The sequence below is a fragment of the Coprococcus sp. AM14-16 genome, from assembly GCF_003434675.1.
Lineage (GTDB): Bacteria > Bacillota > Clostridia > Lachnospirales > Lachnospiraceae > Coprococcus > Coprococcus aceti.
In genome coordinates, this window is record NZ_QTLL01000002.1 from 121,045 (window position 1) to 146,888 (window position 25,844).

Here is a 25,844-nt window from a genome sequence, read left to right on the forward strand (position 1 = left end):
ATGTATGAAATTAAACAAAACAGACGCAGATTAAAAGATGGTACGGAGATTACCACTTACACCCGTGATGTTGTCAGCTGCAACATTCTCGAAGTTGAAGCAGGAACAACAGGTTTTATGGGAGGCGATACAGGACATGGCGGTCGCACCTATTTTGCTATCCGCGATGAGTGCTGCACCGATATGGATATTCGCGTTATACGTGACCGCTTCGGAGATACAGAAGGATTTGAAGTAATGCTTGGTGGTGACTGCGAGCTAGAAACAATGATTCGTGCACTCAAGTTTATTACTAAGGTGCTGGAGGATGAATCCGAGGAGGTGTACGACTAATGTTTACCATTTACAGTTCTGATGTTACTGGCAATCCCGGTAACTGCTCCTACCCTCATAAGCTGGTTATTCTCGACGAGGATAGCCTGAAAACGGCAATCAGCCATGATTACGTATGTGCTGAATATAAAAACAGCTACCGCAATGGCGAGAATTTTATCGGCAGTGACTGTCTGCCGGTAGACTGCGATAATGACCATTCAGAAAATCCTGAAGACTGGATTACTCCTGAAGATGTTATGCAGGCTTTTCCCGGCGTAACCTTCGCAGTTCATTACAGTCGTTTTCACAACAAGGTCAAGAATGGTAAGCCTGCAAGACCGAAGTTTCATATTCTTTTTCCAATCGAGTATGTAACCGATGCTACGCTTTACGCTGATATGAAAAAGCTGGTCAATTCCATCTTTCCTTACTTTGATACGCAGGCTCTGGATGCCGCTCGTTTCTTCTTTGGGACTGCTGCCGCTGAGGTTGCTCTATATCCGGGACGCATGAACTTAACAGAATATCTCGATGAGGACATTTTCGATGAAGATATGTCAACGGGGCAATATTATAGTTCCTCTATCCCTGAAGGCAGTCGTAATGCTACCATGTCAAGATTTGCCGGAAAGGTCATCAAAAAATATGGTGACAGTGATAAAGCATATCAAGCATTTCTGGATGAAGCTACAAAGTGTAATCCACCACTGGAAGCATCCGAACTTGCTACTATCTGGCACAGTGCTCAGCGTTTCTACGCCCGTGTTTCACAGCAGGATGGATATGTTGCTCCTGAAGTATATAATGACCCTTCCTGTTATAAACCAGAGGATTATTCCGATGTCGGACAAGCTGAGGTGTTAGCAAAGTATTTTTCTAAGGAATTGCGTTACTCTCCGGCTACTCACTTTATACGTTATTCCGACCACTACTGGCAGGAAAGTGAACCCGGCGCTCAGGCTGTGGCACATGAGCTTACAAGACGTCAGCTTAAGGAAGCTAACAATGACCTGTTGGAAGCACTCGACAAAATGAAAAACTGCGGTGCTCAGAATATTCTCGACAGTACATCAAAGGCAAAGGCAGAACAGCTTATGAACGAGGAACAGCTGAAAGTATATCAGGAATTCTTAGCTGCAAAAGCATATCAGGCATTTGCAATTAAGCGCCGCGATTCCAAAAATGTGACATCCACATTAAAAGAATCACACCCAATGCTTGAGATTTCTCCGAGAGACTTGGACGCAGACTGCTTTGCGCTTTGTACTCCTGAAGCAACCTATGACCTTCGTAAAGGCATAGCCGGTGCCCGTGAGCATTCGCCGGAAGACTTCATCACCAAAATCACCAGTGTATCACCGAGTCAGAAAGGCATGCAGATTTGGCTTGACAGTTTGAATCTTATTTTCCAGTACAATCAGGAGCTTATCGATTATGTTCAGATGATTTGTGGTCTTGCTGCTATCGGCAAGGTTTATGTGGAAGCACTCATTATTGCATATGGTGATGGTCGTAATGGTAAGTCCACCTTCTGGAATGCCATCTCACGTGTGCTTGGTTTGTATTCCGGCAACATTTCAGCGGATACCTTAACTGTTGGATGTCGCAGAAACATCAAACCTGAAATGGCAGAAGTTAAAGGAAAGCGTCTGCTCATTGCAGCAGAAATGCAGGAAGGCGCAAGACTAAATGACTCTACCGTAAAACAACTCTGTTCTACTGATGATGTTTTTGCTGAAAAGAAGTATAAAGACCCCTTCTCATTCAAGCCTTGCCACACGCTTGTGCTTTACACAAACCATCTTCCTCGTGTATCTGCATCTGATGATGGTATCTGGAGACGTCTTATTGTAATTCCGTTTAACGCAAAGATTACAGGCAGCAGCGACATCAAGAATTACAGTGAGTATCTCTACGATAATGCAGGCAGTGCTATCCTTGCTTGGATTATTGAAGGAAGCAAGAAAGTCATTGAGCTGGAATATCAGATTCCGGTTCCAGCTTGCGTTCAGGAAGCCATCAACGAATACCGCAGCCAGAACGACTGGTTCTCTCACTTCATTGAAGACAAGTGCGTTGTGGGTGACGATTATAAGGAAAGTTCCTCTTCTCTTTATCAGGCATATCGCAACTACTGCATCGATACCAACGAATACGTGCGCAGTACCGCTGACTTTTATTTTGCATTGGAGAATGCCGGCTATGAGCGTATCACTCAGAACAGAAAGCGCTATTTCAAGGGTCTGCGTATCCGTACCGAAGACGATTTTGAAGAAGAATTCTTGGACTAATTAGAACTAATGACAAGGTGTATCAAGGTGTATTTATAAACTTTTCTATAGGCTATAAAAAATAGAATATATAAAAGTTAGGTAAATACCATTGATACACCTTGCACATCAAGAAAATTAAACTTTGATGGAGGATGACAATGTTAGAAAAACAGATAGAAAACAAGTTAACAAAGTTGGTTAAAAAGGCTGGTGGGATTGCACTTAAATTCGTGTCCCCAAGTTTCGCCGGAATGCCCGACCGCTTAGTATTACTACCTGATGGGGTGTTTGCTTTTGTGGAGCTTAAGGCTCCGGGAAAGGCGCCACGCCCACTTCAGGTATCAAGGCACAAAATGCTACGTTCACTTGGTTTTAAAGTTTATGTGATTGACAGCGTAGAACAGATTGGAGGAATGCTTCATGAACTTCTCACCGCATAATTATCAAGCCTATGCCATTGATTATATTGAAAAACATCCTGTGGCTGCAGTTCTCCTCGATATGGGTCTTGGAAAAACGGTTATTTCATTGACTGCCATCGCGGACCTTCTGTTTGACAGTTTTGAAGCACATCGTGTTTTGGTGGTAGCTCCACTTCGAGTAGCCCGTGATACTTGGCCTGCTGAAATTAGTAAATGGGAACATCTGAAGCATCTCACGTATGCTGTTGCTGTGGGCACGGTAAAGGAACGAAAAGCTGCATTAGCGGCGAATGCTGACATCACAATAATCAACAGAGAGAACTTAGGGTGGCTTATTGATAGCAGCGGTTTCGATTTTAATTACGATATGGTAATTATTGACGAGCTCTCTTCCTTCAAGAACCACACATCAAAACGCTTCCAGTCTCTTATGAAAGTAAGACCAAAGGTGAAAAGAATCATCGGACTTACAGGTACGCCTTCTTCAAACGGACTTATGGATTTATGGGCAGAATTCAAGCTACTGGATTTTGGTGAACGTCTCGGTCGCTTCATTACCCACTACCGCAACAATTACTTCATTCCGGATAAGCGTAATGGTGAAATCATCTACTCTTATAAGCCAATGCCTTATGCCGAAGATGCAATCTACAGAAAAATATCAGATATCACGATTTCAATGAAATCTACTGACCATCTGCAAATGCCAGAACTGATTACATCTCAATATGAGGTTCAATTATCCGAGGATGAAGAAACACGATACGAAGAGCTCAAAGCAGATTTCATATTAGAGCTTCCTGAAGGTGAAGTTACTGCTGCCAATGCCGCTTCTCTTACCGGAAAACTTTCACAGCTTGCCAATGGTGCCATTTACGATGATGAAGGCAATATCGTAGAATTCCATGACCGAAAGCTTGATGCCTTAGAGGACATTATCGAATCAGCAAATGGCAAACCTCTTCTGGTGGCCTACTGGTTCAAGCATGACCTGCAAAGAATCAAAAAACGCTTTGATGTAAGAGAAATCAAGACCAGCAAGGATATCATTGACTGGAATAATGGTAATATCCCGGTTGCAATAATACATCCTGCTTCTGCCGGCCACGGTCTCAATCTTCAAGCAGGTGGTTCCACTCTTGTATGGTTTGGGTTGACATGGTCTTTGGAATTGTATCAACAGACCAACGCCCGTTTATGGAGACAAGGTCAAACATCCGGTACTGTGATAATCGAGCATATTATCACAAAAGGCACTATCGATGAGCGCATCTTAAAGGCCCTATCACTAAAAGAAGTTACACAGAACGCACTTATTGATGCGGTGAAAGCAAATCTATGACAAACAATGCCAATCCGAGGGAAATATCAATAATCCGGAGGTTAAGCATGAACGCAAAAGAGTATTTATTACAGGCTCGCTATCTCGATGAGCGTATTACTTCAAAAACCCAGCAAATTGCTTCTTTAAACGACTTAGCAACAAGATGTACCAGCACATTTTCAGATATGCCTCGAAATCCAAATCATGGCGGTTCCAGATTGGAAGACTGCATTATAAAAATCATTGATTTGGAAGACCGCCTGAAAAAGGACATCGAAAAGCTGGTTGATTTGAAGCGTGAAATCATGGGTGTCATAAAGGCAGTACCAAATGTGGAATATCAGACTCTTCTTGAAAAGCGCTATCTCTGCTTCATCACTTGGGAACAGATAGCGGTCGATATGAACTATTCCATGCAGCACATACACCGAATGCACAGCAGCGCATTAAAAGAAATCGTAGTTCCAAAACAGGATGAGAGTTAATGTGATAGATTGAGAGTATTGTCGTATGATAATATTATAATAGCAAAAAAAGAAAATCACAGAAGCCTTGTTGGACACAAATCCTGCAGGGCTTTTATTATGCCCACAAGGAGGTGTTTCATTTGCCAAGACGACCAAAAAGGCCCTGTTCCTATCCCGGCTGTCCAAATCTTACTGACGGTCGTTTCTGTGAGGAACACGCCAAGCTGGAAGCCAAACGCTACGAACGTTACGACCGAGACCCTGCCACTAAGAGACGTTATGGCAGAGCTTGGAAACGTATCCGCGACAGTTATGCCGCTTCTCATCCCATGTGTGAGCTCTGCCTTGAGAAAGGTGTGTACACACCAACCGAGGAGATACATCACATGAAGCCTTTATCTCAGGGAGGAACTCATGACAGAGATAACCTGAAGGCTCTTTGCAAAGCGTGTCATGCACGAATTCATGCAGAACACGGTGACCGTTGGCACAACAAGGAGTAACTGTAGGGGGAGTCAAAATCTCTACAGCAAACCTTCCGTGGAACGGGCGTGGGGTCACACGCGCAAAGTCGCGTTTTCAAACGGGGTATATAGGCCCTGACGACAAGGAGGTGTATCTAATGGCTAAGGACGGTACCAACCGTGGCGGCGCGCGTATCGGCGCTGGAGCCAAAAAGAAGCCCTTAGCTGACAAGATTGCTGAGGGTAATCCGGGTAAACGAAAGCTGACTGTCATCGAGTTTGAAGACAAAGCTACCGATTTAGAAGGTCAGCAGATGCCCAAGCCATCCAAGCTCTTATCCGCTACTCAAAAAGACGGTAAGTCGCTGGTGGCAGAAGAAGTTTATAAATCAACATGGGAGTGGCTGGCAGAGCGCAGATGCGCGACACTTGTTTCTCCTCAACTTCTTGAACGTTATGCAATGAGCGTAGCCAGATGGATTCAGTGTGAGGAAGCAATTTCCGACTTTGGATTTCTTGCCAAACACCCTACTACGGGAAATGCCATCCAGTCTCCGTATGTAGCCATGAGTCAGAATTTTATGAGCCAGACAAACAGGCTCTGGATGGAAATCTATCAAATCGTAAAAGAAAATTGTGCGACAGAGTATTCCGGCGATACTCCTATGGATGATGCTATGGAACGCCTGCTTCGTGCAAGGAAAGGAAACTAACATGATTGAAAAAGTAAATCCAAGTCATCCGGATAAAATTGCAGACAGAATTGCCGGAGCTATCGTTGACTTAGCATACAAAGCAGAAACTGCTCCGAAGATTGCAGTCGAGGTTTTAATCGGACATAGCAAATGCCACGTTATTATTGAGACAACTGCTTCTCTTTCTACTAATGATATTGAAGCCGCTATCTCTCGTTTAGCTGGTAATGTGGAGCCAGATATCGTTATTGTTCCACAGGATAAGCATTTATCCGACAATCAGTCTTCCGGAATACGCTGCGGCGACAACGGAATCTTCAAAGGGATACCTCTCACTGATGAACAGAAGGCTCTTTCGGTAATTGCCCGTGATATTTATGCACACTATCCATTTGATGGAAAGTACATCATGGATGAGGCAAGACTAATCATTTGTCAAAGCAATGCTTCTACTGCTGAACTCTCCAATATGTACCCACCTGCCGAAGTAAATCCTCTCGGAGACTGGACTGGTGGCACTGATGTAGATACCGGTGCAACCAACAGAAAGCTCGGAAGCGATATGTCCGACTCTGTTACAGGTGGTGGTCTTCACGGTAAAGATTTATCCAAAGCCGATGTTACCCTCAATATTTACGCTTTCTTAAAAGCTCAGGAAACAGGAAAGCCTGTGGCGCTTAGCTGTGCTATTGGCGATGATAATATTGATGGACATCCTTATCAGGAACTCGTCGATATTGCAGCAGATTATATCAAATCTGTCGGCGGCTTCGAGAAGTTTGCTGAATGGGGATTATTCTAAGGAGGCACTTATGGTTATTGAAAAGAAAAAAGTCACGGAGCTGTTTCCTGCGGATTACAATCCCCGTAAGGATTTGAAGCCCGGTGACGCTGAATATGAAAAATTAAAACGCTCCATTGAACAGTTCGGTTATGTGGAGCCTGTTATCTGGAACTCTACTACCGGATGCGTCGTTGGTGGTCATCAGCGACTTAAGGTTTTGCAGGACATGGGAATGACAGAAGTTGACTGTGTTGTTGTAGAGCTTGATATTGAACATGAAAAGGCATTGAACGTTGCTCTCAACAAAATCAGTGGAGAATGGGATAATGATAAGCTGGCTCTTTTGATTGCAGACTTGCAGGGTGCTGACTTTGATGTATCACTTACTGGTTTTGAGCCTGTTGAACTTGATGATTTATTCAAGGACTCCACCAAAGATAAAATCAGGGACGATGATTTTGACGTTGAAGCAGAACTTCAAAAGCCTACCTTCTCTAAAACTGGTGACCTCTGGTGCCTTGGACAGCATCGTCTTTACTGCGGTGATAGTACAAAACCTGAAAGCTATGAACTTCTGATGGCCGGTAAGCAAGCAAATCTTGTAATAACCGACCCTCCGTACAATGTGAACTACGAAGGAACTGCCGGTAAAATACAGAATGATAATATGGACAACGATTCCTTTTATCATTTCCTGCTTGATGCTTTCACAAATATGGCTGGAAACATGGCTGACGACGCTTCTATCTATGTATTTCATGCTGATACCGAAGGGTTGAACTTTAGAAAAGCATTCTCTGATGCAGGTTTCTATCTTTCCGGCTGCTGCATCTGGAAGAAACCTTCGCTGGTTCTTGGACGCTCTCCGTACCAGTGGCAGCATGAGCCTTGCTTGTTTGGCTGGAAGAAATCCGGCAAACATCAATGGTACTCCGGCAGAAAAGAAACAACCATCTGGGAATTCGAGAAGCCTAAGAAAAATGCAGACCATCCTACTATGAAGCCGATTGCACTGATTGCATATCCGATTATGAATTCCAGCATGAGCAACTGCATTGTACTTGACCCGTTTGGTGGTTCCGGCAGCACACTCATTGCCTGTGAACAGACCGGTCGTATATGCCACACAATTGAATTAGATGAAAAGTATGCAGACGTCATCGTAAAGCGCTACATTGAACAGGTAGGCTCCCACGATGGCGTTTCTGTTATCCGTGACGGGCTTACTTATTCGTATGATGAAGTTGCTATCAATGAGGAATCCAACGAAGCCTGATAGACAAAAATCACACCTTCTAAAGGCGCATCTTTGGTACATATATTCTTCCGGAATCGCTTGCTATTATGTGCCTTTAGAGTGATTAATGTACTACCAAAACATAAGGAGGATTCCACTATGGAGATTAAATTCAATGTAACCGGTGCAGACAGAAAACAGCTGGTCGGCATCATTTCAGAAGTAACCGGATGGAAAGCAGTTTACAAGGGTATGCCTTCAGCGGCCTATGTGGTAAACAACATCACAATAACCAAGGATGGCACCTGCTGCTTTGATGAACGAACAGATTACGATATCATTCGCGAGGTGTTGGAAGCAGCTGACAAAATAGGCCTCAAAGCCGAAAGCATCCCGGATGAGCTTTTTGCACAGCCAACCACCGAGGAGCCCACAGAACTTATAACCGAAGACCCATCCTTCACCATTTCCATTCCACTTGATAAGGTTGCAACAGGAAACCTTGCAAACCTGCTGGATGCAAAAGCAAGCCTGATTAAAAAGGCATTAGGAATTACAGACCTTGGCTTCATCATTGAAAAGGACAAAATAACCTTCCCTTGGTTTAGCAAAATCACGGAGCCTGATGAAGCTACAGCCTACACTCAATTTATTGCAGCTCTTTGCCAGATGAGCATCAACCAGAAGCGCATCAGCAGCACTGAAAAAGCAACTGACAATGAAAAGTACACTTTCCGCTGCTTCTTACTTCGCCTTGGATTTATCGGTGACGAATATAAGCAAAGCAGAAAGATTCTCTTGAGAAACCTTTCCGGAAGCTCAGCTTTCAAAAGCGGCACTGCAAAGGAGGTGGCAAACGATGAGATTTCCGAATGAAGTGATTGTAAATAGACTTCGCCAGACCTATCCGGTTGGCACACGCGTTGAGCTTGTACAGATGGATGATGTGCAAGCACCACCAATTGGAACTCGCGGTACAGTTTATGGTGTAGACGACACCGGAAGCATTATGGTTCATTGGGACAATGGTTCCGGCCTGAATGTTGTCTATGGTGAAGACCGCTGCAGAATTGTAAAGGAGGCACCACATGACAGTGAAAATTAAAAAGCAGATTCTTCAGGTAAGAGACACTGCTCTTATCAACATGCTGGACTTTCAGGGCGTTAAGCAGGTAGCTATTGACCTTGGACTTCTGGAACTGGTCGCATACATTGATGAACACCCGGAAGAATACGGTGATTTCATTCTTTATGGCAAGGAATAAACTACACATTTTCCTCTCTGAAACACCTGTAATCTTTGGTACATATATGACTCGAATTAGCTTGCTATTATGTGCTTTTAGAGTGATATATAGTACTACCGAAAGGGAAATACACATTTTTAGGAGGAACCTACCATGAAAAGAATCGAGATTTTAGACAAGACTGCAGAAACAGGAGCACTCTTCAAGGACATCGACATCAACCCAACCTTTGGTGCAGCTTACTTCTACAGCATCGACGCAGGCAATGAACTCATCAACTTCGCCGAAGTTATCTGGGATTACGACATCGACCCAATCCTTGAAAACTGCAAGCGCCTTGGAATTACCGAGTTCACCATTAGCTCAACCTTCTCAAGCCTTATCACAACAATTGCTGAACTTCAGAAACGCGGATGCACACTTGATGGACTTATCGAAATCAACAGCCGCTACGACGACTGGAGAACAGGTGAGAAAGAACGCATTCCTGCTTTCAAGATGAGCATTGCAAAATAAGAAAACAAACAGAAATTACTATTCCCAGATGCAGAGCCGAAAGGCCCTGTATCTCGTTACAGACGGTCGCAGTGATGCGGCTTATTTTTATGCCACAAGGAGGTGAAAAACTTGAAAAAGTTGAAGAAATATAAACCGACCAAGTTCAAAGCCTCAGACTCCAAATATGATGAAGCTGCTGCCGATTATGCAGTAAACTTCATCGAATGCTTATGCCACACCAAAGGAACATGGGCTGGTAAGCCATTTGAACTCATCGACTGGCAGGAACAGATTATCCGAGATATCTTCGGTACTTTAAAGCCTAATGGTTACCGCCAGTTCAATACAGCTTACGTTGAAATTCCTAAGAAGATGGGAAAATCAGAACTTGCAGCTGCTGTTGCACTTCTACTTACATGCGGTGATGGCGAAGAACGTGCAGAGGTTTATGGATGCGCCGCTGACCGCCAGCAAGCAACCATCGTATTTGATGTTGCTGCAGATATGGTGCGTATGTGCCCGGCGCTAAACAAAAGAGTAAAGATACTTGCTTCCCAGAAGCGTATTGTATATCAACCTACAAACAGCTTCTATCAGGTACTTTCCGCAGAAGCCTATTCAAAACATGGCTTCAATATTCATGGCGTTGTGTTTGATGAACTTCACACCCAACCCAACAGAAAGCTATTTGATGTAATGACCAAAGGCTCCGGCGACGCTCGTATGCAGCCACTCTACTTCCTGATTACAACCGCAGGAACGGACACAAACAGCATTTGCTATGAAACCCATCAGAAAGCCAAGGATATCCTTGAGGGAAGAAAAATCGACCCTACCTTCTATCCGGTTATCTATGGCGCTGATGAAACTGACGACTGGACTGACCCGAAGGTCTGGAAGAAAGCTAATCCATCACTTGGAATCACTGTTGGAATCGATAAAGTAAAAGCAGCTTGCGAATCTGCAAAACAAAATCCCGGTGAAGAAAATTCCTTCAGACAGCTCCGTTTGAATCAATGGGTAAAGCAGGCTGTCAGATGGATGCCGATGGAAAAATGGGATAACTGCTCCTTCCGTGTCAATGAAAATGACCTTGAAGGACGCGTTTGCTATGGCGGTCTGGACTTATCTTCCACTACGGATATCACAGCATTTGTTCTGGTTTTCCCTCCGCAGGATGATGACGACAAATATGCGATTCTCCCATACTTCTGGGTACCTGAAGATACGCTTGACCTTCGAGTAAGGCGTGACCATGTCCCGTATGATGTTTGGGAGCGACAAGGATTCCTGCAAACCACCGAAGGAAATGTTGTTCACTACGGTTACATCGAAAAATTCATTGAGCGTCTTGGTGAGCGCTTCAATATCAGAGAAATTGCCTTTGACCGCTGGGGCGCTGTCCAGATGGTTCAGAACTTAGAGAACATGGGCTTCACTGTAGTTCCATTTGGTCAGGGCTTCAAAGATATGTCTCCGCCTACCAAGGAACTAATGAAGCTAACACTTGAAGAAAAACTGGCCCACGGTGGTCATCCTGTACTTCGCTGGATGATAGATAACATCTATATCCGTACTGACCCGGCTGGCAATATTAAAGCTGATAAAGAAAAATCTACAGAGAAAATTGATGGTGCTATTGCTACCATCATGGGACTTGACCGTGCCATTCGCTGTGGTAATGATTCTGGTGCTTCTGTTTATGACAACAGAGGCATTTTGTTTATCTGAAAGGAGGCGCATGAAATATGAGTTTGATTTCCGGTTTATTCAGGTCAAGGGATAAGCCCACAAATAGCATTAATGGAAATGGCTATCGTTTTCTCTTTGGTGGAAGCACCTCTGGAAAATCCGTCAATGAACGTTCTGCTATGCAGATGACTGCAGTTTATGCCTGTGTGCGTATTTTGTCAGAATCCATTGCTGGACTTCCGGTGCATCTTTACCAATACAAAGATGGCGGCAGTAAGGAAAAAGCGCTGGAGCATCCGCTTTACAAGATACTCCATGATGAGCCAAATCCTGAAATGACATCATTTGTATTCAGAGAAACATTAATGACGCACCTTCTTTTGTGGGGAAATGCCTATGCGCAGATTATCCGTAACGGAAAAGGACAGGTTGTTGGCCTATATCCCTTAATGCCAAATCGCATGAGCGTCGACAGAGACAAGCACGGGCATCTTTACTACCAATATCAGATGCAGGATTCCGATGCTCCAACTATGAAGAATGGAACAGTTAATCTGAAGCCTTCCGATGTTCTTCACGTTCCGGGTCTCGGCTTTGACGGCTTAGTTGGTTATTCTCCAATCGCAATGGCCAAGAATGCTATCGGCATGGCTATTGCCTGTGAAGAGTATGGAGCTAAGTTCTTTGCAAACGGTGCTACACCCGGCGGACTTTTAGAGTTTCCGGGTACGGTAAAGAATCCTGATGCAATCCGAGAAAGTTGGAATAAAGGCTTCTCTGGAAGCAACTCGCATAAGATAGCTATTTTGGAGGAAGGCATGAAATATACGCCTATCTCCATCTCTCCGGAACAAGCGCAGTTTCTGGAAACAAGAAAATTTCAGATTGATGAAATAGCTCGAATCTTTCGCGTGCCGCCTCACATGGTCGGTGATTTGGAAAAATCGAGCTTTTCTAATATTGAGCAGCAATCGCTGGAATTTGTGAAGTACACCTTGGAGCCTTGGATAGTTCGCTGGGAACAGGCCCTAAACCGTGCTTTGCTATCTGATTCCGAGAAGGCTGCTTATTTTGTCAAGTTCAACGTCGATGGCTTGCTTCGTGGTGATTATCAAAGCCGAATGAACGGTTATGCCACAGCCAGACAGAATGGCTGGATGTCTGCCAACGATATCCGTGAACTTGAAAACTTAGACCGAATTCCGCCGGAACTTGGTGGTGACTTATATCTCATCAATGGAAACATGACCAAGCTGGAGGATGCAGGTATTTTTGCAGCGACCACTGCTGCTGGAAAGGAGGAAGGTTCCAATGAAGAAGTTTTGGAAGTGGAAAAACAAGATGGTGACAAATCAGGAGACTCAGGAGACGGTAACGGAAAGGACGCTGTTCCTAAACGGAACAATCGCCGAGGAAAGCTGGTTTGATGATGATGTAACGCCTCAGCTCTTTAAGGATGAGCTGCTTTCCGGCAGCGGTGACATTACCGTGTGGATTAATTCTCCCGGTGGTGACTGCGTGGCCGCAGCTCAGATTTACAATATGCTGATGGATTACAAGGGCAATGTCACTATCAAAATTGACGGTATTGCTGCTTCTGCTGCATCCGTTATCGCTATGGCAGGAACCAAGGTCATTGTATCTCCGGTTTCCATGATGATGATTCACAATCCGATGACCGCTGCCTTTGGTAACGCAAGCGAAATGGAAAAGGCCATCGCAATGCTGGATGAAGTCAAAGACTCCATCATCAATGCCTATGAAATCAAAACTGGTATGAGCCGCGCCAAACTCTCTCACCTTATGGATGCAGAAACTTGGATGAACGCAAACATGGCTGTTGAGCTCGGATTTGCAGACGAGATTATGCAACGCCCCTACGAGGAAGAAGAAATGCCTCAGCAGGCAATAGCCGCTTCTTACTCCCGTGCGGCAGTAACCAATTCTCTTATGGAGAAGCTTGCAGCCAAATGCAAAATCGACGTTAAACCCGTCGAACCTGAACCTACAGGTCGCTCTGTTGATTCGTTGATGGAGCACCTTAACACAATCAAAAAGTATATTTAATGGAGGTAATTAACCATGACTATTATGGAACTTCGCGAAAAGCGCAACAAAGCTCTGGATGCAGCTAAAGCATTTCTTGAATCTCATCGTACCGAAAGCGGTGTTCTCACTGCCTCAGACGATGCAACCTATACTAAGATGGAAGCAGACATTGATGCTCTTACCAATGAAATCCATCGCCTTGAACGTCAGGAGCAGCGCGAAGCTGAAATGAGTAAGCCTATTAACACTCCTCTTACTTCTAAGCCTTCTGGCAGCATGGCTCCTAAGAAGAAAGGTCGTGCATCTGATGCATACAAGGAAGGTATGCTGACTGCACTTCGTACCAACTTCCGTCAGGTGTCCAATGTACTTCAGGAAGGTGTCGATGCCGATGGCGGTTATCTTGTTCCTGAAGAGTACGACAGCCGCTTGATTAAGGTACTTAATGGCGAGAATATTATGCGTAAGCTCGGCCACAAGATTACTACTTCCGGCGACCACAAAATCAACATCGCGTCTACCGAGCCTGCTGCAGCATGGATTGAAGAAGGCGGTGCCCTTCAGTTCTCTGATGCACAGTTCGCACAGATTTTGCTTGATGCCCACAAGCTTCATGTAGCAATCAAGGTTACTGAAGAGCTTCTTTACGACAGCGCCTTCAACCTTGAAAACTACATCATAGACGAGTTTGGTAAGGCTCTTTCTAATGCTGAAGAGGACGCATTCCTTAATGGTACCGGCGTAGGCCAGCCTCTTGGACTTTTTGCCGAGACCGGCGGCGGAACTGTCTACAAAACTGTAACCAAGCTTACTGCAGATGACATCATGAACCTTGTCTACGCACTTAAGCGCCCTTACAGAAAGAACTCTGCATTCATTATGAATGACCAGACTATTGCTACTATCCGAACCTTCAAGGACAACAATGGAGCCTATATGTGGCAGCCTTCTTATCAGGCCGGTGAGCCTGACAAGTTACTCGGTTATCCTGTCCATACCTCTCCTTTCGCTCCTACAGATGCGATTGCTTTCGGTGATTACAGCTACTACAACATCGGCGACCGTGGTACTCGTTCCTTCAAGCAGCTTACTGAGCTTTTTGCTGGAAACGGTATGATTGGATTCGTTGCCAAGGAACGTGTTGATGGTAAGCTCATCCTTCCTGAAGCAGTTCAGATTTTGAAGGTCAGTGGCACAACAACTACTAAGGCCTAAATGTAACACTGGCAGTGCCATCAACTCTGGTGGCATCGCTTTTATGATTGGAGGCGATGAGTAATGCTCGTAACACTGGAAGAAATGAAAAATTATCTGCGAGTGGATTTTGAAGATGACGATGCACTCATCGTTGCCCTCATTACATCTGCTCAGCGTATTTGTATGGATATCATCCGTACAGAGGATATCGAGGTTTTCTATGCCTGTGATAATGCAAAAGCTGCTGTCATGTATACCGTAGCTTATATGTATGAGCACAGAGAAGAAGCCGACCATCATGCACTTACGATAACACTCCGCTCACTTCTTTTCGGTGCTCGAAGGGAGGTATTCTGATGAACATTGAGCTTCTAAATGTCCGAATCTCTATCACCAAAAATGAAGTGACCGTGGATGCTCTTGGCAACCATAAAAACGCATGGTTTTCTTACTATGCCTGCTATGCAACAGTAAGTTCTGAAGCAGGAAAAGAAAACACAGATGCCGGACTTGTAATCGACAATTCGAAGATTGATTTCACCATCCGCTGGTGCAAGAAAGCTGCTGCCATTGACTCTACTCATTACCGAGTGGAGTTTAATGGCGAGATTTACGATATCAAGGCTGTTGACCACATGAATTACAAGCGCAAATGCATTAAATTATCCTGCGAGAAAGTGAGGCGGTAAATATGTCTTCTAACAGAGTAACAATTGACCAGATGGCTTCTGTTATCATGGAAGGCTTGCAGGATTATGCTGACCTTGCCACGGATGACTTAAAAGCTGCAGTAAAGAAAGCCGGAACCACCGTAAGAAAGCAGATTCAGGCTACTGCTCCTTCTGATACCGGTAAATATGCTAAAAGCTGGTCAGTAAAAAACACCAAGGAAACCTCAAATTCTCTAGAAGTAACCGTCTATTCCAAAAATCGCTATCAGCTGGCCCACTTACTTGAGTTTGGCCATGCCAAGCGCGGCGGAGGACGTGTTGCAGGCAGAGCGCATATTGCTCCTGCAGAGCAGGCAGGTATTGAGGAACTTGAAAAAGAAATTGAGAGGAGCCTGAAATAATGAAATCAATAGTCAAAATGCTTCAGGAGATGAAGCTGCCTTTTGCTTATGACCATTTCGCTGAAGGCGAATCTCCTGAACCACCTTTTATCTGTTATCTCATACCCGGCAGTAATAACTTTGCTGCAGATGGCGTGGTGTATTTCAAGATAAACGAGGTTCATATTGAGCTGTATACCGACTGCAAAGACCCTGCACTCGAAAACAGTATCGAAGCCGTGATGGATAGTCACGGCATTTTTTATAACAAATCAGAAACTTGGATTGAGAGCGAAAAGCTCTATGAAGTCCTGTACACATTTGAAATGGAGGTAATTAACAATGGCTGATAAGAATAACAAGGTCAAATACAACCTAAAAAACGCTCATTATGCTTTGCTTTCCATTGCAGAAGATGGAACCGTATCCTATGGCACTCCTGTTGCGATGCCCGGTTCCGTATCTATCTCACTGGATGCAAATGGTGAGCCTGAAAACTTCTATGCCGATGGCGTAGCATATTACGTCATCAACAACAATATGGGCTATGACGGTGATTTAGAGCTTGCTCTTATTCCTGAGTCCTTCCGTACAGACGTACTCAAAGAGGAACTCGATGCCAATGGCGTCCTTATTGAAAACTCAGAAGTTGAACTTGCTTCTTTTGCTTTGCTTTTTGAGTTTGATGGCGACCAGAAACACATCCGTCATGTCATGTACAACTGTTCCGCTTCCCGTCCGGGGATTGAAGGCAATACCAACGAGGACAGCAAGGAAGTACAGACTGAGACCCTTTCCATCAAAGCTACACCTCTTGCCAATGGCATGGTAAAAGCCAAGACCGGAAACACAACGGATTCAACTGTTTATGCAGATTGGTATAAGGCTGTTTATATGCCTGCTGCCGCAACTGCTGAAGGAGGTATCGGCTAATGAGTATGACACAGAAAATCGAGATTGACGGTAAAGAGGTTCCTTTTAGGGCCTCTGCTGCCATTCCTCGTATCTATCGTATGAAATTCCACAGGGATATTTACAAAGACCTGCACGAGCTTGAAAAGAGTATCGGTGATGGCAATCCTGAAAATTCATCTCTTGATATGTTTTCGTTAGAAATGTTTGAAAACATCGCCTATATCATGGCCAAGCACGCAGATGCTTCTATCCCTGATAATCCGGAAGACTGGCTGGATGAGTTTAATACATTCTCCATCTATCAGGTTCTTCCTCAGCTCATTCAGCTCTGGGGACTTAACACTCAGACTGATATTGAGTCTAAAAAAAACTTCGCGCAACTGACCGCGAAATGACAACACCCCTCTTCCTGCTTCGCTGCGTGCAGCTCGGATTATCCATCCGAGACCTTGACCTGCTAACTATCGGCATGGTCAATGACATGTTCGCAGAAAGCAGGAATGATGATTACAAATATGCCACTCTTGCTACGCAGGAAGATTTCGACAAATTCTAATGGAAGGAGGTACCCCACATGGCTGCAAGTAGAATCAAAGGAATTACGGTAGAAATCGGTGGTGATACTACCAAACTACAGACCGCCTTAAAGGGCGTCAACTCTTCCATCAAAGATACTCAATCACAGCTAAAGGATGTTGAAAAGCTGCTAAAACTCGACCCCGGCAATACAGAGCTATTAGCGCAGAAACAAAAACTACTCGCTGATGCAGTAAAGGAAACCAAGGAAAAGCTGGAAACCTTAAAAACTGCTGCCGAACAAGCAAATACTGCCCTTGCCAATGGTGATATATCACAGGAACAATATGACGCTCTGCAACGTGAAATTATTGAAACAGAAAACGACCTGAAAAGGCTGGAAGAACAAGCAAATCAATCAGCTACTGCGTTACAGAAAATATCTGCTACTGGTGAAAAGCTAAAAACTGTCGGAGACAACATTTCCTCTGCTGGTGAAAAAATGCTTCCGGTCACTGCTGCTGTTACTGGTCTTGGAACTGCCGCTGTTACAACTGCTGCAAACTTTGAAAGTTCCATGAGTCAAGTGCAAGCCACAATGGGTATCACAGCTGACTCCATGTCTACAGTTGATGGCCAGTCTGTCAATACAATGGACACCCTTTCAGAGCTTGCAAAGAAGATGGGCTCTGAAACAGCCTTCTCTGCATCTGAATGTGCACAAGCATTAAACTACCTTGCTTTGGCCGGTTATGATACTCAGGAAATGTGCGACACTCTTCCTACAGTTCTTAACCTTGCTGCAGCTGGTGGTATCGACCTTGCATCTGCATCGGATATGGTTACCGACGCCATGTCTGCTCTTGGCATGGAAACCTCTGAAGCCGACACAATGGTTGACCAGATGGCAAAGACCGCTTCCAGCACCAACACCTCAGTTGCACAACTCGGTGAAGGTATTCTTACCATTGGTGCTACAGCCAAATCTATCAAAGGCGGCACAGCAGAATTGAATACCGCACTTGGTATCTTAGCCAATAACGGTATCAAGGGTGCTGAAGGTGGTACGCATTTAAGAAACATCATTCTTTCATTGCAAAACCCGACTGATAAAGCCGCTGCTCAGATGCAGGCACTCGGTGTTTCCGTATACGATTCGGAAGGAAATATGCGTTCAATGAACGATATCTTGGGCGACCTGAATACCAGTATGGAAGGCATGACCTCTGAAGAAAAAGCAAATATCATTAGCACGATTTTTAACAAGACTGACCTTTCATCCGTAAATGCTCTTCTTGCCAATACCGGTGAAACATGGGATAGCTTACAAAGCTCCATCACCAACAGTACCGGAGCTGCACAGCAGATGGCTGACACTCAGCTTGATAATCTTCAAGGTCAGATTACTATTTTAAAATCTGCATTAGAGGGACTTGCCATCTCCTTTGGAGAGCTTCTGATGCCATCAATAAAAAGCATTATCGGCGCCATTCAAGGTTTCGTAGACTGGCTGAACAGCATGGATGAAGGAACCAAAAAGGTCATTGTAACGATTGCTCTTGTAGTTGCAGCCATTGGTCCGGTGCTAATTATCATTGGTAAAGTAATATCTGCTGTTGGCACTATTATGACAATCATTCCAAAGCTCGGTGGCGCATTAAAAGCGGTTCAGGGTACTATGGCTGCATTCAATGCAGTATGCGCTGCAAACCCTTATGTGCTTATCATCGCTGCCATTGTTGCATTGATAGCAATCTTCGTTGTTCTCTGGAATAAATGTGATGGCTTCAGACAATTCTGGATAAATCTCTGGGAAGGAATAAAGTCTGTTGTATCTACTGTCGTGGAAGCAATAAGGAACTTTTTTACAGGTGTCATCGACTTTGTAAAAAACAACTGGCAAGGCTTACTCCTTCTTTTAGTAAATCCGTTTGCCGGTGCCTTTAAGCTGCTCTATGACAACTGCGAAGGATTCAGAAACTTCATAGATGGTTTCCTTGAAAATGTGAAGAATATCATTTCCACTGCAATGGAAACTATCAAAACGGTTATTTCAACTATCTGGAACACGATAAAAACTGCCATTGATACAGTGTTAACCGCTATTCAGACAGCCTTCACTACTGCTTGGAATGCAATAAAAACAGCAATCACGACTGTGGTCAATGCAATAAAAACCGTCATCACTACAGTTTGGACGGCCATTCAGACGACAATAACCACAATCGTTAATGCGATATCCACCTTCCTGACAACAGCGTGGACAGCAATACAAACTACGGTTACAACAATTATCAATGCCATCAAGACGGTCATAACCACGGTATGGAATGCGATAAAGGCTACCGTTTCAACAGTCGTCAACGCAATCAAGACTACTATCTCTACGGTATGGAACGGAATCAAAAATACCATAACTTCAATCGTAAATGGCATTAAAACTACCGTATCCAATGTGTTCAATAACATTCTGTCAGGTATCAAAACTACGGTGGGCAATATTTCATCCAGCATAAAATCTGGTTTTCAGACTGCTATAAGCTATATTACCAGCCTCCCTTCAAAGGCTCTACAATGGGGCAAAGATATCATAATGGGTATCGTCAATGGAATAAAAAGCTGTATTTCTGCTGTAGGTGATGCAGTAAAAAGCGTAGCGGATAAAATTACATCATTCTTGCATTTCTCTGTGCCGGATGAAGGCCCTCTTACGGAATACGAAAGCTGGATGCCCGACTTCATGCAGGGACTTGCTAAGGGAATCAATGACAGCCGAGGTCTTATTGAAAAAGCTGTATCAGGAGTTGCCTCTGATATGGTAATCAATCCAAATGTGACAACTGCTGATGCATCTGGTATTGCAATAAGCAGAAGCTCAGCTGGCAATGCAGATATCGTTTCTGGAATTGTCAGTGCACTAAAGGATACCTTTGGTGACATTAATGCACAGGCTGGCGACATTGTCATTCCAGTGTATCTTGGCAACACGATGCTTGATGAGATAATCGTCAATGCACAGCAGCGAACAAATCTAAGAAGCGGAGGCAGATAACATGGCATATTTTCAGTATTTGATTTTTGATGGCGTGAAGCTTCCTCTGCCAAAATCCTATGATGTACAGCTCTCTTCCATTGAAGCAGACTCCAGCGGAGAGACTGAGGCCGGGACTACACAGCGCGATGTCATTCGTGCAGGTGTTGTGGAAATTCCGGTCTCATTTTCTATTACTCCTGTATGGCTGAAAAAACTATCTGCCTTCTCAAAACAAAGCAAGATTGCAGTTCAATACTTCGATATTGAGGACCTGGTACTAAAGGAAGCTGAAATGTACATCGATGGATATAAAGCAAAGCTCGAAAAGGATACCAGCTATAAAGGATTATGGTCTGTATCCTTCACGCTAAAAGAACTATAAGATTGGAGGTGAAAGCGTGTATCCGGTATCTGATGAATTTTTACAGGCAATTGATAGCAATACCAGAAGTTATTATTGGACTGGTTCTATTGTAACCAAGAACCATGTCACTTATGAATTTGATAATAATGACATCGTCAAAGGCTCCGGCTACATCACAAGGCAGTGTTGTGGAAGTTCCGAAATAGAGCTGGGTACCGTTTATGCCTCTGAGCTTGGCATAACTTTACTAAATGACATAGACCGATACACTTTAAATGGAGCGCAGGTAAAAATCTTCTTTCATCTCAATCTTCCAAATGGCTCAGTTGAAACCGTTCCGATGGGTATTTTTGAAGTTACCGAAGCCAACAGAAATATACGCTGCCTTGAACTTAAAGCTTATGATTATATGCTCCGCTTTGACAAGACATTAAAGTTGGAAGCTGCCGGAGGAACAGCGTATAACTTTCTAAATGTTGCTTGTACATCCTGCAAAGTTGAAATGGCTCAAACTCGTGAGCAAATCGAGGCTCTTCCTAATGGCAAAGAAACTCTCGGTATTTATGCAGAAAATGATATGGAGACTTTCCGTGACCTGCTTTTTTATGTTGCACAGGTTCTTGGCTGTGTCTGCCTGATAAACCGAGAAGGAAAGCTTGAGCTTATTCCATACAGCAACACGCCTATTGATACCATTCCGGCAAAGGAACGTTTCAACAGCACTTATTCTGATTTTGTTACACGATATACGGCCATCTCATCCACCAACCAGCTAAAGGAAATCTCTGAATACTACTGTATTGAGCCGGATGATGGTCTAACAATGAACCTTGGAGTAAATCCGCTTCTGCAATTTGGTTTGCAATCAACACGAGCAAGGATTCTAAACAATATCCTGAACCAGATTACTGTTGTGGAATATGTCCCTTTTGACAGCACTACCATCGGAAATCCGGCCTTTGACCCAATGGATGTATTGCGCTTTTCCGGCGGCCATGCAGATGACACAAAGGTTTCATGTATCACCAGCATCACCTACAACATCAATGGCAAACATACTCTGAAATGCGTAGGAAAAAATCCAAAGCTGGCAGCCGCCAAAAGTAAGAATGATAAGAATATTGTAGGCCTGATAAATCAGGTGGAAACCAATAAAACAGTTGTCTACAGTTTTATGAATGTTTCCCCTTACACCATCAAGTCATCACCAACGCAAGTGCTTTCCATTGATTTTACTTCAAAGGAATCTACGACTGCTATGTTCCTTGGTGAGTTCCTATTAAATGTTATTGCTGATGAGGAAGAACGCACTCTTGATGGAATTGCAACCTATGAAGAAGAAAGCGAAGAAGAAACGATTACTGTCTCAAAGCCTGTGCAGTATTCCTTCACGGGCAAGAAAATACCGGAACTTTTAGTCACCTACAAAGTAAACGGAGATACCGTTGAAACTTTCTACCCTGAAAAGACCTGCGTTGATGGAAGGCACATACTAACACTCTTTTATCCGCTGTCTTCCGTAATTGAAAACTCAGAGAACACCTTTGAAGTTTATCTTTCGATTACAGGCGGAACGCTTACAATCGGCGAATTGCAAATAAGAGCAACCATAAGTGGTCAGGGACTTGTTGCTGGTATCGGCGACTGGAATGGGCGTATCAATATCACTGAATCTTTCGACAGCATCAAATTCACCGGTATGGACTTCTCCTACGCTTCTCTTGCTGATAGTACAATGGTACAGTTTCCTCCACGAAACGACTTCTCTATGCGTCAGGTATTTGAATCTATTGCTTTCACCGGTATGGACTTTGGCTATGACAGACTGAATGAGCGCATCAGCGTTGTAGAAGTAGTACAGACCTTTACAATGGATGTTACTGCTCCGGGAGAATATGATTTGACAGTAATTGAAATCAATGAGTCCGATGCCTTCTGTCTCATCAGTGACTACGCAATGGTATCTGAAGAATCTGATATCAATGCCGGATTTCTTCAAAAGCTGGAAATCAACACAACACCATTTGAACGTGTTGAGAAAATGGAGGTAACAGAATGCTGATTGACGAAACCAAATATAACTGGTCGAGAACCGACCCTATTGAAATATTAGCTGAGGAAAATCCCAGCAACATAGAATTTGAAAAGGCTCTGCGCATCTATCGTATTGAAGGTGCCGCAGAGCTTTCTATTTATGAAGATAATACAAAAGAGAATCTGCTCTATGAAGGTTCTCTTCCTTTCGAGCCGGAAACAACAATTGCCTGCACCAGTCTCTATATAGAATTTGTCGCCGATGAAGAAATACCAGCAATAGTACTGATTGCTGAAAGCGGTGATGAAAAAACTGTACTACTTCCATATCTGAATACCACTGAAGGCATGAGTTATATCAACAATGGCTATAACGATGACAGCACCTTTTCAACTGCCGGTCTTGATGCGTTTCTGTTTGATGATGTTGCTGCATCAACTGTATATGTTTCCAGCAATCACTGGTTCGGATTTGGCTCAAATTCAGAGCAACTAAAGATAATGCGCAGAGATGGATGCTCCACTGCTTTATACCGTCAGCAAGGCGTCTGTTCCAACGGTCTGGAGTTTCTAAAAATAAGATTTGAAGGCTACACCGTATACAACAACCGCGTAGAAGCTAACAGGCTGATATTTGAGTTGTTCCTGCTTGGCAGTAATGATATGTTCCTGAATATAATCCAGACTCCTACTTCTGGAAATACAGGCACATCTGAAATCATCTGCAATGGCGCAACGACAGCACTTTCACTTGTTGACAGCTCTGGTGCAGGCGGTGGAACAATGGTCAGCTTCTACCACACCGATGAGTTTGGAAAGAACTGGAATATTGTCTATGACATGTACGAAGGAACCGGCAGTGATTCCCATGGTTATTTGCTGAAGCTTGAAGATGTTTTCTACACAATCACCGATGGCGAGCTTGTTCCTCTGGAAATTGATAACCCCACTGCTGCTATGTTTTATAAATACGGTTCTCAGGAGAAACCTTCAGAAGAATTACTCACGCCACTTGAAAATCCTACTATCTATCTTTGGAAAGCTGGTGGAGAAACACAGCTGCTGAAAGCAACGCTTAAGGCTTATCCATATCCGCAGATAATCACCTCTGTGATTGATATAAGCCATATTTCTATTCTTGGAATTAAGCTGCTCACTGCTCAGTTTTCCGGCGAAGTCGGTATATGCCAGTCCCTTGATAATGGTGAAACATTCTCCGAGGAAGTTCCGCTTTCGGATTGGCTGAACACAGACACTGACGAACTTTACAACAGCTTAAATGAAACAAGGATACTCATTCTGCATTTCGTGCTCCACGATAATGCAACCCTATCTCGTTTCAAAATAACCTACATCAATTAAAGGAGGTCTTGATAAATGCTTAAAGGTACAATAAAAATCGAACTTACTGATGTTCATACCGGCAAGAAAGAAACCGTGGTTGAGCACAATATGATTACCAATGCACTGACTAATATCTTCAAGCCGCTGGGACATTTGAACAATCCATCTACTATGTATAACAGCATCGTGCCATATTATCAGAAGTTACTCGGTGGGTTGCTTCTTTTCGATAATGCCATCGAGGAAAACCCTAATATGCTTTATGCTCCTGCAAGTACAAACCTTATCGGCTGCGCTGCCTACAATGCTCAGAACAATACAAAAGGAACTAAACGTGGAGGTTATAACCAAACAGAAAGCGAGCTCAACATGACAAATCGATATATGAAGTTTGTATATGATTTTGCTACCTCTCAGGCTAATGGTACCATTTCTTGTGTATGCCTGACGCATGTTAATGGCGGTTATACCAGTTACGGAAGCGATGATGCTGTGCTTAACACAAACTATCCTCTTGGAGTGGGCTTCTATGACAGTCCACTCCAATATGTTCATACGAACTATACAGGTGCCAACACAGGCGACCATTATTCTGGCCTTACAGTTGGTACTACAGAGGTCCTTTTCCTGATTGACCGTCAGAATGACATTGCTTACTACTTTAAGATAAAAAATGCTACCAGCATATCCATTGTTAAGCGAAGAGCCTATCTGCAGTCGATATCTGTACTTGAAAACCCATATAGCAGGAAAGCTCTGATTGAAGAAATAGACCTTGATGCTCTTGGGACAACACTTCCAACAGCCTATTTTGCTTATAACTACGACCATTCCGACAGATGCCTTTATATCTTTGCTTCATCCTCCTACCAAATGAATGCAAACAGCACCTTTGTAGTTACTAAAATCAATACAGCCAACTGGCATATCACGCAGTACACTATGGTCAATACAACAAATGTGACCCTCACAGCTAATGGTATGAAATTTGCTTTTGCACATCACGAATATGTTTATCTTAGAAGCTATAACAGTCCTTGTTCTGTTTATAAATTTGAAATAGGCAACTCCGCAAATGTTGTAAAGATAACTATGAAAGGGATGAGCAGCATTGACTGTTCACCGTTTATGGCTTATGAAGGGCGCATTTATTGGGTATGTTGTTCAAGTAACAGCTCCAGCAGGCATATCTATATCATTAACGACCAGACAAATGAATGCCTGAAAACAGAAAATTTTGAAATCTACAGTAACTACTATAACTGTTCATATACTCCTGTTTTGAATGAACCTATGTTATATTTCTGCAGTATCGGAAATTACACAACCAGTGCTTTCTTTACTCCTGCAAACTATCTGGCTACTATCAATAACTTATCCGAGCCGGTAACAAAGACCGCAGATAAGACCATGAAAATCACATATATCATTCAGGAACAGTAATCTTGGAATCAAGCATCTCTTCGGAGGTGCTTTTTTCATACAAATCTTTAGAAACGGAGGAATTTATCATGAAGGAATTCTGGAACACAATTCAACTTTTATTTGCCGGAATTGGAGGATGGCTTGGCTACTTCTTAGGCGGCTGTGACGGTCTGCTTTTTGCACTATTGGCATTCGTGGTTATTGATTACATCACCGGTGTCATGTGCGCAATTGCAGATAAAACTCTATCCAGTGAAGTTGGCTTCAAAGGTATCTGCCGCAAGGTACTTATTTTCTTGCTTGTAGGAATTGCAAATATTCTGGACGTACAAGTTATCGGAACTGGCAGTATTCTTCGTACTGCTGTTATCTTCTTCTACATTTCCAATGAAGGAGTATCCCTTTTAGAAAATGCTGCTCATCTTGGACTTCCGGTACCTGCCAAGATGAAAGCAGTCTTAGAACAGCTTCACGACAAATCAGAAAAGGAGGACTAA

Annotated in this window: 29 protein-coding genes; all 29 read left to right on the forward strand. The window is 43.6% G+C overall.

The genetic code is table 11. The features are described from left to right. Window positions 1–333 carry a hypothetical protein gene (locus tag DW159_RS06730; RefSeq protein WP_117549611.1) on the forward strand — a complete coding sequence of 111 codons (333 nt, stop codon included), beginning with the start codon at window positions 1–3 and terminating at the stop codon, window positions 331–333. After that, window positions 333–2,606 carry a phage/plasmid primase, P4 family gene (locus DW159_RS06735; protein ID WP_117549613.1) on the forward strand — a complete coding sequence of 758 codons (2,274 nt, stop codon included), beginning with the start codon at window positions 333–335 and terminating at the stop codon, window positions 2,604–2,606. The genes DW159_RS06730 and DW159_RS06735 overlap by 1 nt, the downstream gene beginning before the upstream one ends. A gap of 140 nt (window positions 2,607–2,746) precedes the next feature. Then, on the forward strand, window positions 2,747–3,028 hold the full coding sequence (locus tag DW159_RS06740; protein WP_117549615.1) for a VRR-NUC domain-containing protein: 282 nt from the start codon (window positions 2,747–2,749) through the stop codon (window positions 3,026–3,028). Next, complete coding sequence (locus tag DW159_RS06745; RefSeq protein ID WP_117549617.1) at window positions 3,009–4,352, forward strand: DEAD/DEAH box helicase; 1,344 nt, start codon at window positions 3,009–3,011, stop codon at window positions 4,350–4,352. Before DW159_RS06740 ends, DW159_RS06745 begins: the two co-directional genes overlap by 20 nt. Window positions 4,353–4,399: 47 nt before the next feature. Continuing rightward, window positions 4,400–4,819: a DUF1492 domain-containing protein gene (locus tag DW159_RS06750; protein ID WP_117549619.1), complete on the forward strand. Its 420-nt coding sequence runs from the start codon at window positions 4,400–4,402 to the stop codon at window positions 4,817–4,819. A gap of 122 nt (window positions 4,820–4,941) precedes the next feature. Further along, a complete protein-coding gene (locus tag DW159_RS14200; RefSeq protein WP_117549621.1) occupies window positions 4,942–5,304 on the forward strand; it encodes an HNH endonuclease in 363 nt (120 codons plus the stop codon). 119 nt (window positions 5,305–5,423) lie between these two features. Further along, window positions 5,424–5,978, forward strand: a complete 555-nt coding sequence (locus tag DW159_RS06760; protein ID WP_117549623.1) for a P27 family phage terminase small subunit — start codon at window positions 5,424–5,426, stop codon at window positions 5,976–5,978. Between the two features lies 1 nt (window position 5,979). Beyond that, window positions 5,980–6,762, forward strand: coding sequence for an S-adenosylmethionine synthetase N-terminal domain-containing protein (locus DW159_RS06765; protein ID WP_117549624.1), 783 nt, complete (start codon window positions 5,980–5,982; stop codon window positions 6,760–6,762). Window positions 6,763–6,772: 10 nt separating this feature from the next. After that, window positions 6,773–8,020, forward strand: a complete 1,248-nt coding sequence (locus DW159_RS06770; RefSeq protein ID WP_117549627.1) for a site-specific DNA-methyltransferase — start codon at window positions 6,773–6,775, stop codon at window positions 8,018–8,020. 120 nt (window positions 8,021–8,140) lie between these two features. Next, window positions 8,141–8,857 carry a virulence protein gene (locus DW159_RS06775; protein ID WP_117549630.1) on the forward strand — a complete coding sequence of 239 codons (717 nt, stop codon included), beginning with the start codon at window positions 8,141–8,143 and terminating at the stop codon, window positions 8,855–8,857. Further along, the gene (locus DW159_RS06780) at window positions 8,841–9,086 is read left to right on the forward strand and encodes a DUF4314 domain-containing protein (RefSeq protein WP_117549632.1); all 246 of its coding nucleotides are present in this window, start codon (window positions 8,841–8,843) and stop codon (window positions 9,084–9,086) included. The genes DW159_RS06775 and DW159_RS06780 overlap by 17 nt, the downstream gene beginning before the upstream one ends. Continuing rightward, window positions 9,070–9,246, forward strand: a complete 177-nt coding sequence (locus DW159_RS06785) for a DUF5049 domain-containing protein (protein ID WP_117549633.1) — start codon at window positions 9,070–9,072, stop codon at window positions 9,244–9,246. The genes DW159_RS06780 and DW159_RS06785 overlap by 17 nt, the downstream gene beginning before the upstream one ends. Before the next feature lie 135 nt (window positions 9,247–9,381). Then, window positions 9,382–9,744 carry a DUF7698 family protein gene (locus DW159_RS06790; protein ID WP_117549634.1) on the forward strand — a complete coding sequence of 121 codons (363 nt, stop codon included), beginning with the start codon at window positions 9,382–9,384 and terminating at the stop codon, window positions 9,742–9,744. 111 nt (window positions 9,745–9,855) lie between these two features. After that, window positions 9,856–11,457 carry a terminase large subunit gene (locus DW159_RS06795; protein WP_187115856.1) on the forward strand — a complete coding sequence of 534 codons (1,602 nt, stop codon included), beginning with the start codon at window positions 9,856–9,858 and terminating at the stop codon, window positions 11,455–11,457. Between the two features lie 17 nt (window positions 11,458–11,474). Beyond that, the gene (locus tag DW159_RS06800; RefSeq protein ID WP_117549636.1) at window positions 11,475–12,845 is read left to right on the forward strand and encodes a phage portal protein; all 1,371 of its coding nucleotides are present in this window, start codon (window positions 11,475–11,477) and stop codon (window positions 12,843–12,845) included. Next, the gene (locus DW159_RS06805) at window positions 12,760–13,485 is read left to right on the forward strand and encodes a head maturation protease, ClpP-related (RefSeq protein ID WP_242992668.1); all 726 of its coding nucleotides are present in this window, start codon (window positions 12,760–12,762) and stop codon (window positions 13,483–13,485) included. Before DW159_RS06800 ends, DW159_RS06805 begins: the two co-directional genes overlap by 86 nt. Window positions 13,486–13,500: 15 nt before the next feature. After that, on the forward strand, window positions 13,501–14,682 hold the full coding sequence (locus tag DW159_RS06810; protein ID WP_117549640.1) for a phage major capsid protein: 1,182 nt from the start codon (window positions 13,501–13,503) through the stop codon (window positions 14,680–14,682). A gap of 63 nt (window positions 14,683–14,745) precedes the next feature. After that, complete coding sequence (locus tag DW159_RS06815; RefSeq protein ID WP_117549642.1) at window positions 14,746–15,021, forward strand: head-tail connector protein; 276 nt, start codon at window positions 14,746–14,748, stop codon at window positions 15,019–15,021. After that, entirely contained in the window at window positions 15,021–15,353 is a 333-nt protein-coding gene (locus tag DW159_RS06820) for a phage head closure protein (protein WP_117549644.1), read from the forward strand. Before DW159_RS06815 ends, DW159_RS06820 begins: the two co-directional genes overlap by 1 nt. 2 nt (window positions 15,354–15,355) lie before the next feature. Next, the gene (locus DW159_RS06825; protein WP_117549646.1) at window positions 15,356–15,736 is read left to right on the forward strand and encodes an HK97 gp10 family phage protein; all 381 of its coding nucleotides are present in this window, start codon (window positions 15,356–15,358) and stop codon (window positions 15,734–15,736) included. Continuing rightward, window positions 15,736–16,065, forward strand: a complete 330-nt coding sequence (locus tag DW159_RS06830) for a hypothetical protein (RefSeq protein WP_117549647.1) — start codon at window positions 15,736–15,738, stop codon at window positions 16,063–16,065. Before DW159_RS06825 ends, DW159_RS06830 begins: the two co-directional genes overlap by 1 nt. Further along, window positions 16,058–16,648, forward strand: coding sequence for a major tail protein (locus tag DW159_RS06835; protein WP_117549649.1), 591 nt, complete (start codon window positions 16,058–16,060; stop codon window positions 16,646–16,648). The genes DW159_RS06830 and DW159_RS06835 overlap by 8 nt, the downstream gene beginning before the upstream one ends. Then, window positions 16,648–17,025, forward strand: a complete 378-nt coding sequence (locus tag DW159_RS06840) for a hypothetical protein (RefSeq protein WP_117549651.1) — start codon at window positions 16,648–16,650, stop codon at window positions 17,023–17,025. The genes DW159_RS06835 and DW159_RS06840 overlap by 1 nt, the downstream gene beginning before the upstream one ends. A gap of 179 nt (window positions 17,026–17,204) precedes the next feature. Next, window positions 17,205–20,198, forward strand: coding sequence for a phage tail tape measure protein (locus DW159_RS06845; RefSeq protein ID WP_117549653.1), 2,994 nt, complete (start codon window positions 17,205–17,207; stop codon window positions 20,196–20,198). A gap of 1 nt (window position 20,199) precedes the next feature. Next, complete coding sequence (locus tag DW159_RS06850; RefSeq protein ID WP_117549654.1) at window positions 20,200–20,562, forward strand: hypothetical protein; 363 nt, start codon at window positions 20,200–20,202, stop codon at window positions 20,560–20,562. Between the two features lie 16 nt (window positions 20,563–20,578). After that, the gene (locus DW159_RS06855; RefSeq protein WP_117549656.1) at window positions 20,579–22,606 is read left to right on the forward strand and encodes a hypothetical protein; all 2,028 of its coding nucleotides are present in this window, start codon (window positions 20,579–20,581) and stop codon (window positions 22,604–22,606) included. Continuing rightward, window positions 22,600–23,940: a hypothetical protein gene (locus DW159_RS06860; RefSeq protein ID WP_117549658.1), complete on the forward strand. Its 1,341-nt coding sequence runs from the start codon at window positions 22,600–22,602 to the stop codon at window positions 23,938–23,940. Before DW159_RS06855 ends, DW159_RS06860 begins: the two co-directional genes overlap by 7 nt. A 15-nt stretch (window positions 23,941–23,955) precedes the next feature. Beyond that, entirely contained in the window at window positions 23,956–25,365 is a 1,410-nt protein-coding gene (locus tag DW159_RS06865; RefSeq protein ID WP_117549660.1) for a hypothetical protein, read from the forward strand. A 68-nt stretch (window positions 25,366–25,433) separates the two neighbouring features. Continuing rightward, window positions 25,434–25,844 carry a phage holin family protein gene (locus DW159_RS06870; RefSeq protein ID WP_117549662.1) on the forward strand — a complete coding sequence of 137 codons (411 nt, stop codon included), beginning with the start codon at window positions 25,434–25,436 and terminating at the stop codon, window positions 25,842–25,844.

Bases quoted from the DNA above. Each gene is read 5' to 3' on its own strand.
- DW159_RS06730 (WP_117549611.1), top strand. From the start codon at position 1: ATGTATGAAATTAAACAAAACAGACGCAGATTAAAAGATGGTACGGAG.
- DW159_RS06735 (WP_117549613.1), top strand. From the start codon at position 333: ATGTTTACCATTTACAGTTCTGATGTTACTGGCAATCCCGGTAACTGC.
- DW159_RS06740 (WP_117549615.1), top strand. From the start codon at position 2,747: ATGTTAGAAAAACAGATAGAAAACAAGTTAACAAAGTTGGTTAAAAAG.
- DW159_RS06745 (WP_117549617.1), top strand. From the start codon at position 3,009: ATGAACTTCTCACCGCATAATTATCAAGCCTATGCCATTGATTATATT.
- DW159_RS06750 (WP_117549619.1), top strand. From the start codon at position 4,400: ATGAACGCAAAAGAGTATTTATTACAGGCTCGCTATCTCGATGAGCGT.
- DW159_RS06760 (WP_117549623.1), top strand. From the start codon at position 5,424: ATGGCTAAGGACGGTACCAACCGTGGCGGCGCGCGTATCGGCGCTGGA.
- DW159_RS06765 (WP_117549624.1), top strand. From the start codon at position 5,980: ATGATTGAAAAAGTAAATCCAAGTCATCCGGATAAAATTGCAGACAGA.
- DW159_RS06770 (WP_117549627.1), top strand. From the start codon at position 6,773: ATGGTTATTGAAAAGAAAAAAGTCACGGAGCTGTTTCCTGCGGATTAC.
- DW159_RS06775 (WP_117549630.1), top strand. From the start codon at position 8,141: ATGGAGATTAAATTCAATGTAACCGGTGCAGACAGAAAACAGCTGGTC.
- DW159_RS06780 (WP_117549632.1), top strand. From the start codon at position 8,841: ATGAGATTTCCGAATGAAGTGATTGTAAATAGACTTCGCCAGACCTAT.
- DW159_RS06785 (WP_117549633.1), top strand. From the start codon at position 9,070: ATGACAGTGAAAATTAAAAAGCAGATTCTTCAGGTAAGAGACACTGCT.
- DW159_RS06790 (WP_117549634.1), top strand. From the start codon at position 9,382: ATGAAAAGAATCGAGATTTTAGACAAGACTGCAGAAACAGGAGCACTC.
- DW159_RS06800 (WP_117549636.1), top strand. From the start codon at position 11,475: ATGAGTTTGATTTCCGGTTTATTCAGGTCAAGGGATAAGCCCACAAAT.
- DW159_RS06805 (WP_242992668.1), top strand. From the start codon at position 12,760: ATGGTGACAAATCAGGAGACTCAGGAGACGGTAACGGAAAGGACGCTG.
- DW159_RS06810 (WP_117549640.1), top strand. From the start codon at position 13,501: ATGACTATTATGGAACTTCGCGAAAAGCGCAACAAAGCTCTGGATGCA.
- DW159_RS06815 (WP_117549642.1), top strand. From the start codon at position 14,746: ATGCTCGTAACACTGGAAGAAATGAAAAATTATCTGCGAGTGGATTTT.
- DW159_RS06820 (WP_117549644.1), top strand. From the start codon at position 15,021: ATGAACATTGAGCTTCTAAATGTCCGAATCTCTATCACCAAAAATGAA.
- DW159_RS06825 (WP_117549646.1), top strand. From the start codon at position 15,356: ATGTCTTCTAACAGAGTAACAATTGACCAGATGGCTTCTGTTATCATG.
- DW159_RS06830 (WP_117549647.1), top strand. From the start codon at position 15,736: ATGAAATCAATAGTCAAAATGCTTCAGGAGATGAAGCTGCCTTTTGCT.
- DW159_RS06835 (WP_117549649.1), top strand. From the start codon at position 16,058: ATGGCTGATAAGAATAACAAGGTCAAATACAACCTAAAAAACGCTCAT.
- DW159_RS06840 (WP_117549651.1), top strand. From the start codon at position 16,648: ATGAGTATGACACAGAAAATCGAGATTGACGGTAAAGAGGTTCCTTTT.
- DW159_RS06845 (WP_117549653.1), top strand. From the start codon at position 17,205: ATGGCTGCAAGTAGAATCAAAGGAATTACGGTAGAAATCGGTGGTGAT.
- DW159_RS06850 (WP_117549654.1), top strand. From the start codon at position 20,200: ATGGCATATTTTCAGTATTTGATTTTTGATGGCGTGAAGCTTCCTCTG.
- DW159_RS06860 (WP_117549658.1), top strand. From the start codon at position 22,600: ATGCTGATTGACGAAACCAAATATAACTGGTCGAGAACCGACCCTATT.
- DW159_RS06865 (WP_117549660.1), top strand. From the start codon at position 23,956: ATGCTTAAAGGTACAATAAAAATCGAACTTACTGATGTTCATACCGGC.
- DW159_RS06870 (WP_117549662.1), top strand. From the start codon at position 25,434: ATGAAGGAATTCTGGAACACAATTCAACTTTTATTTGCCGGAATTGGA.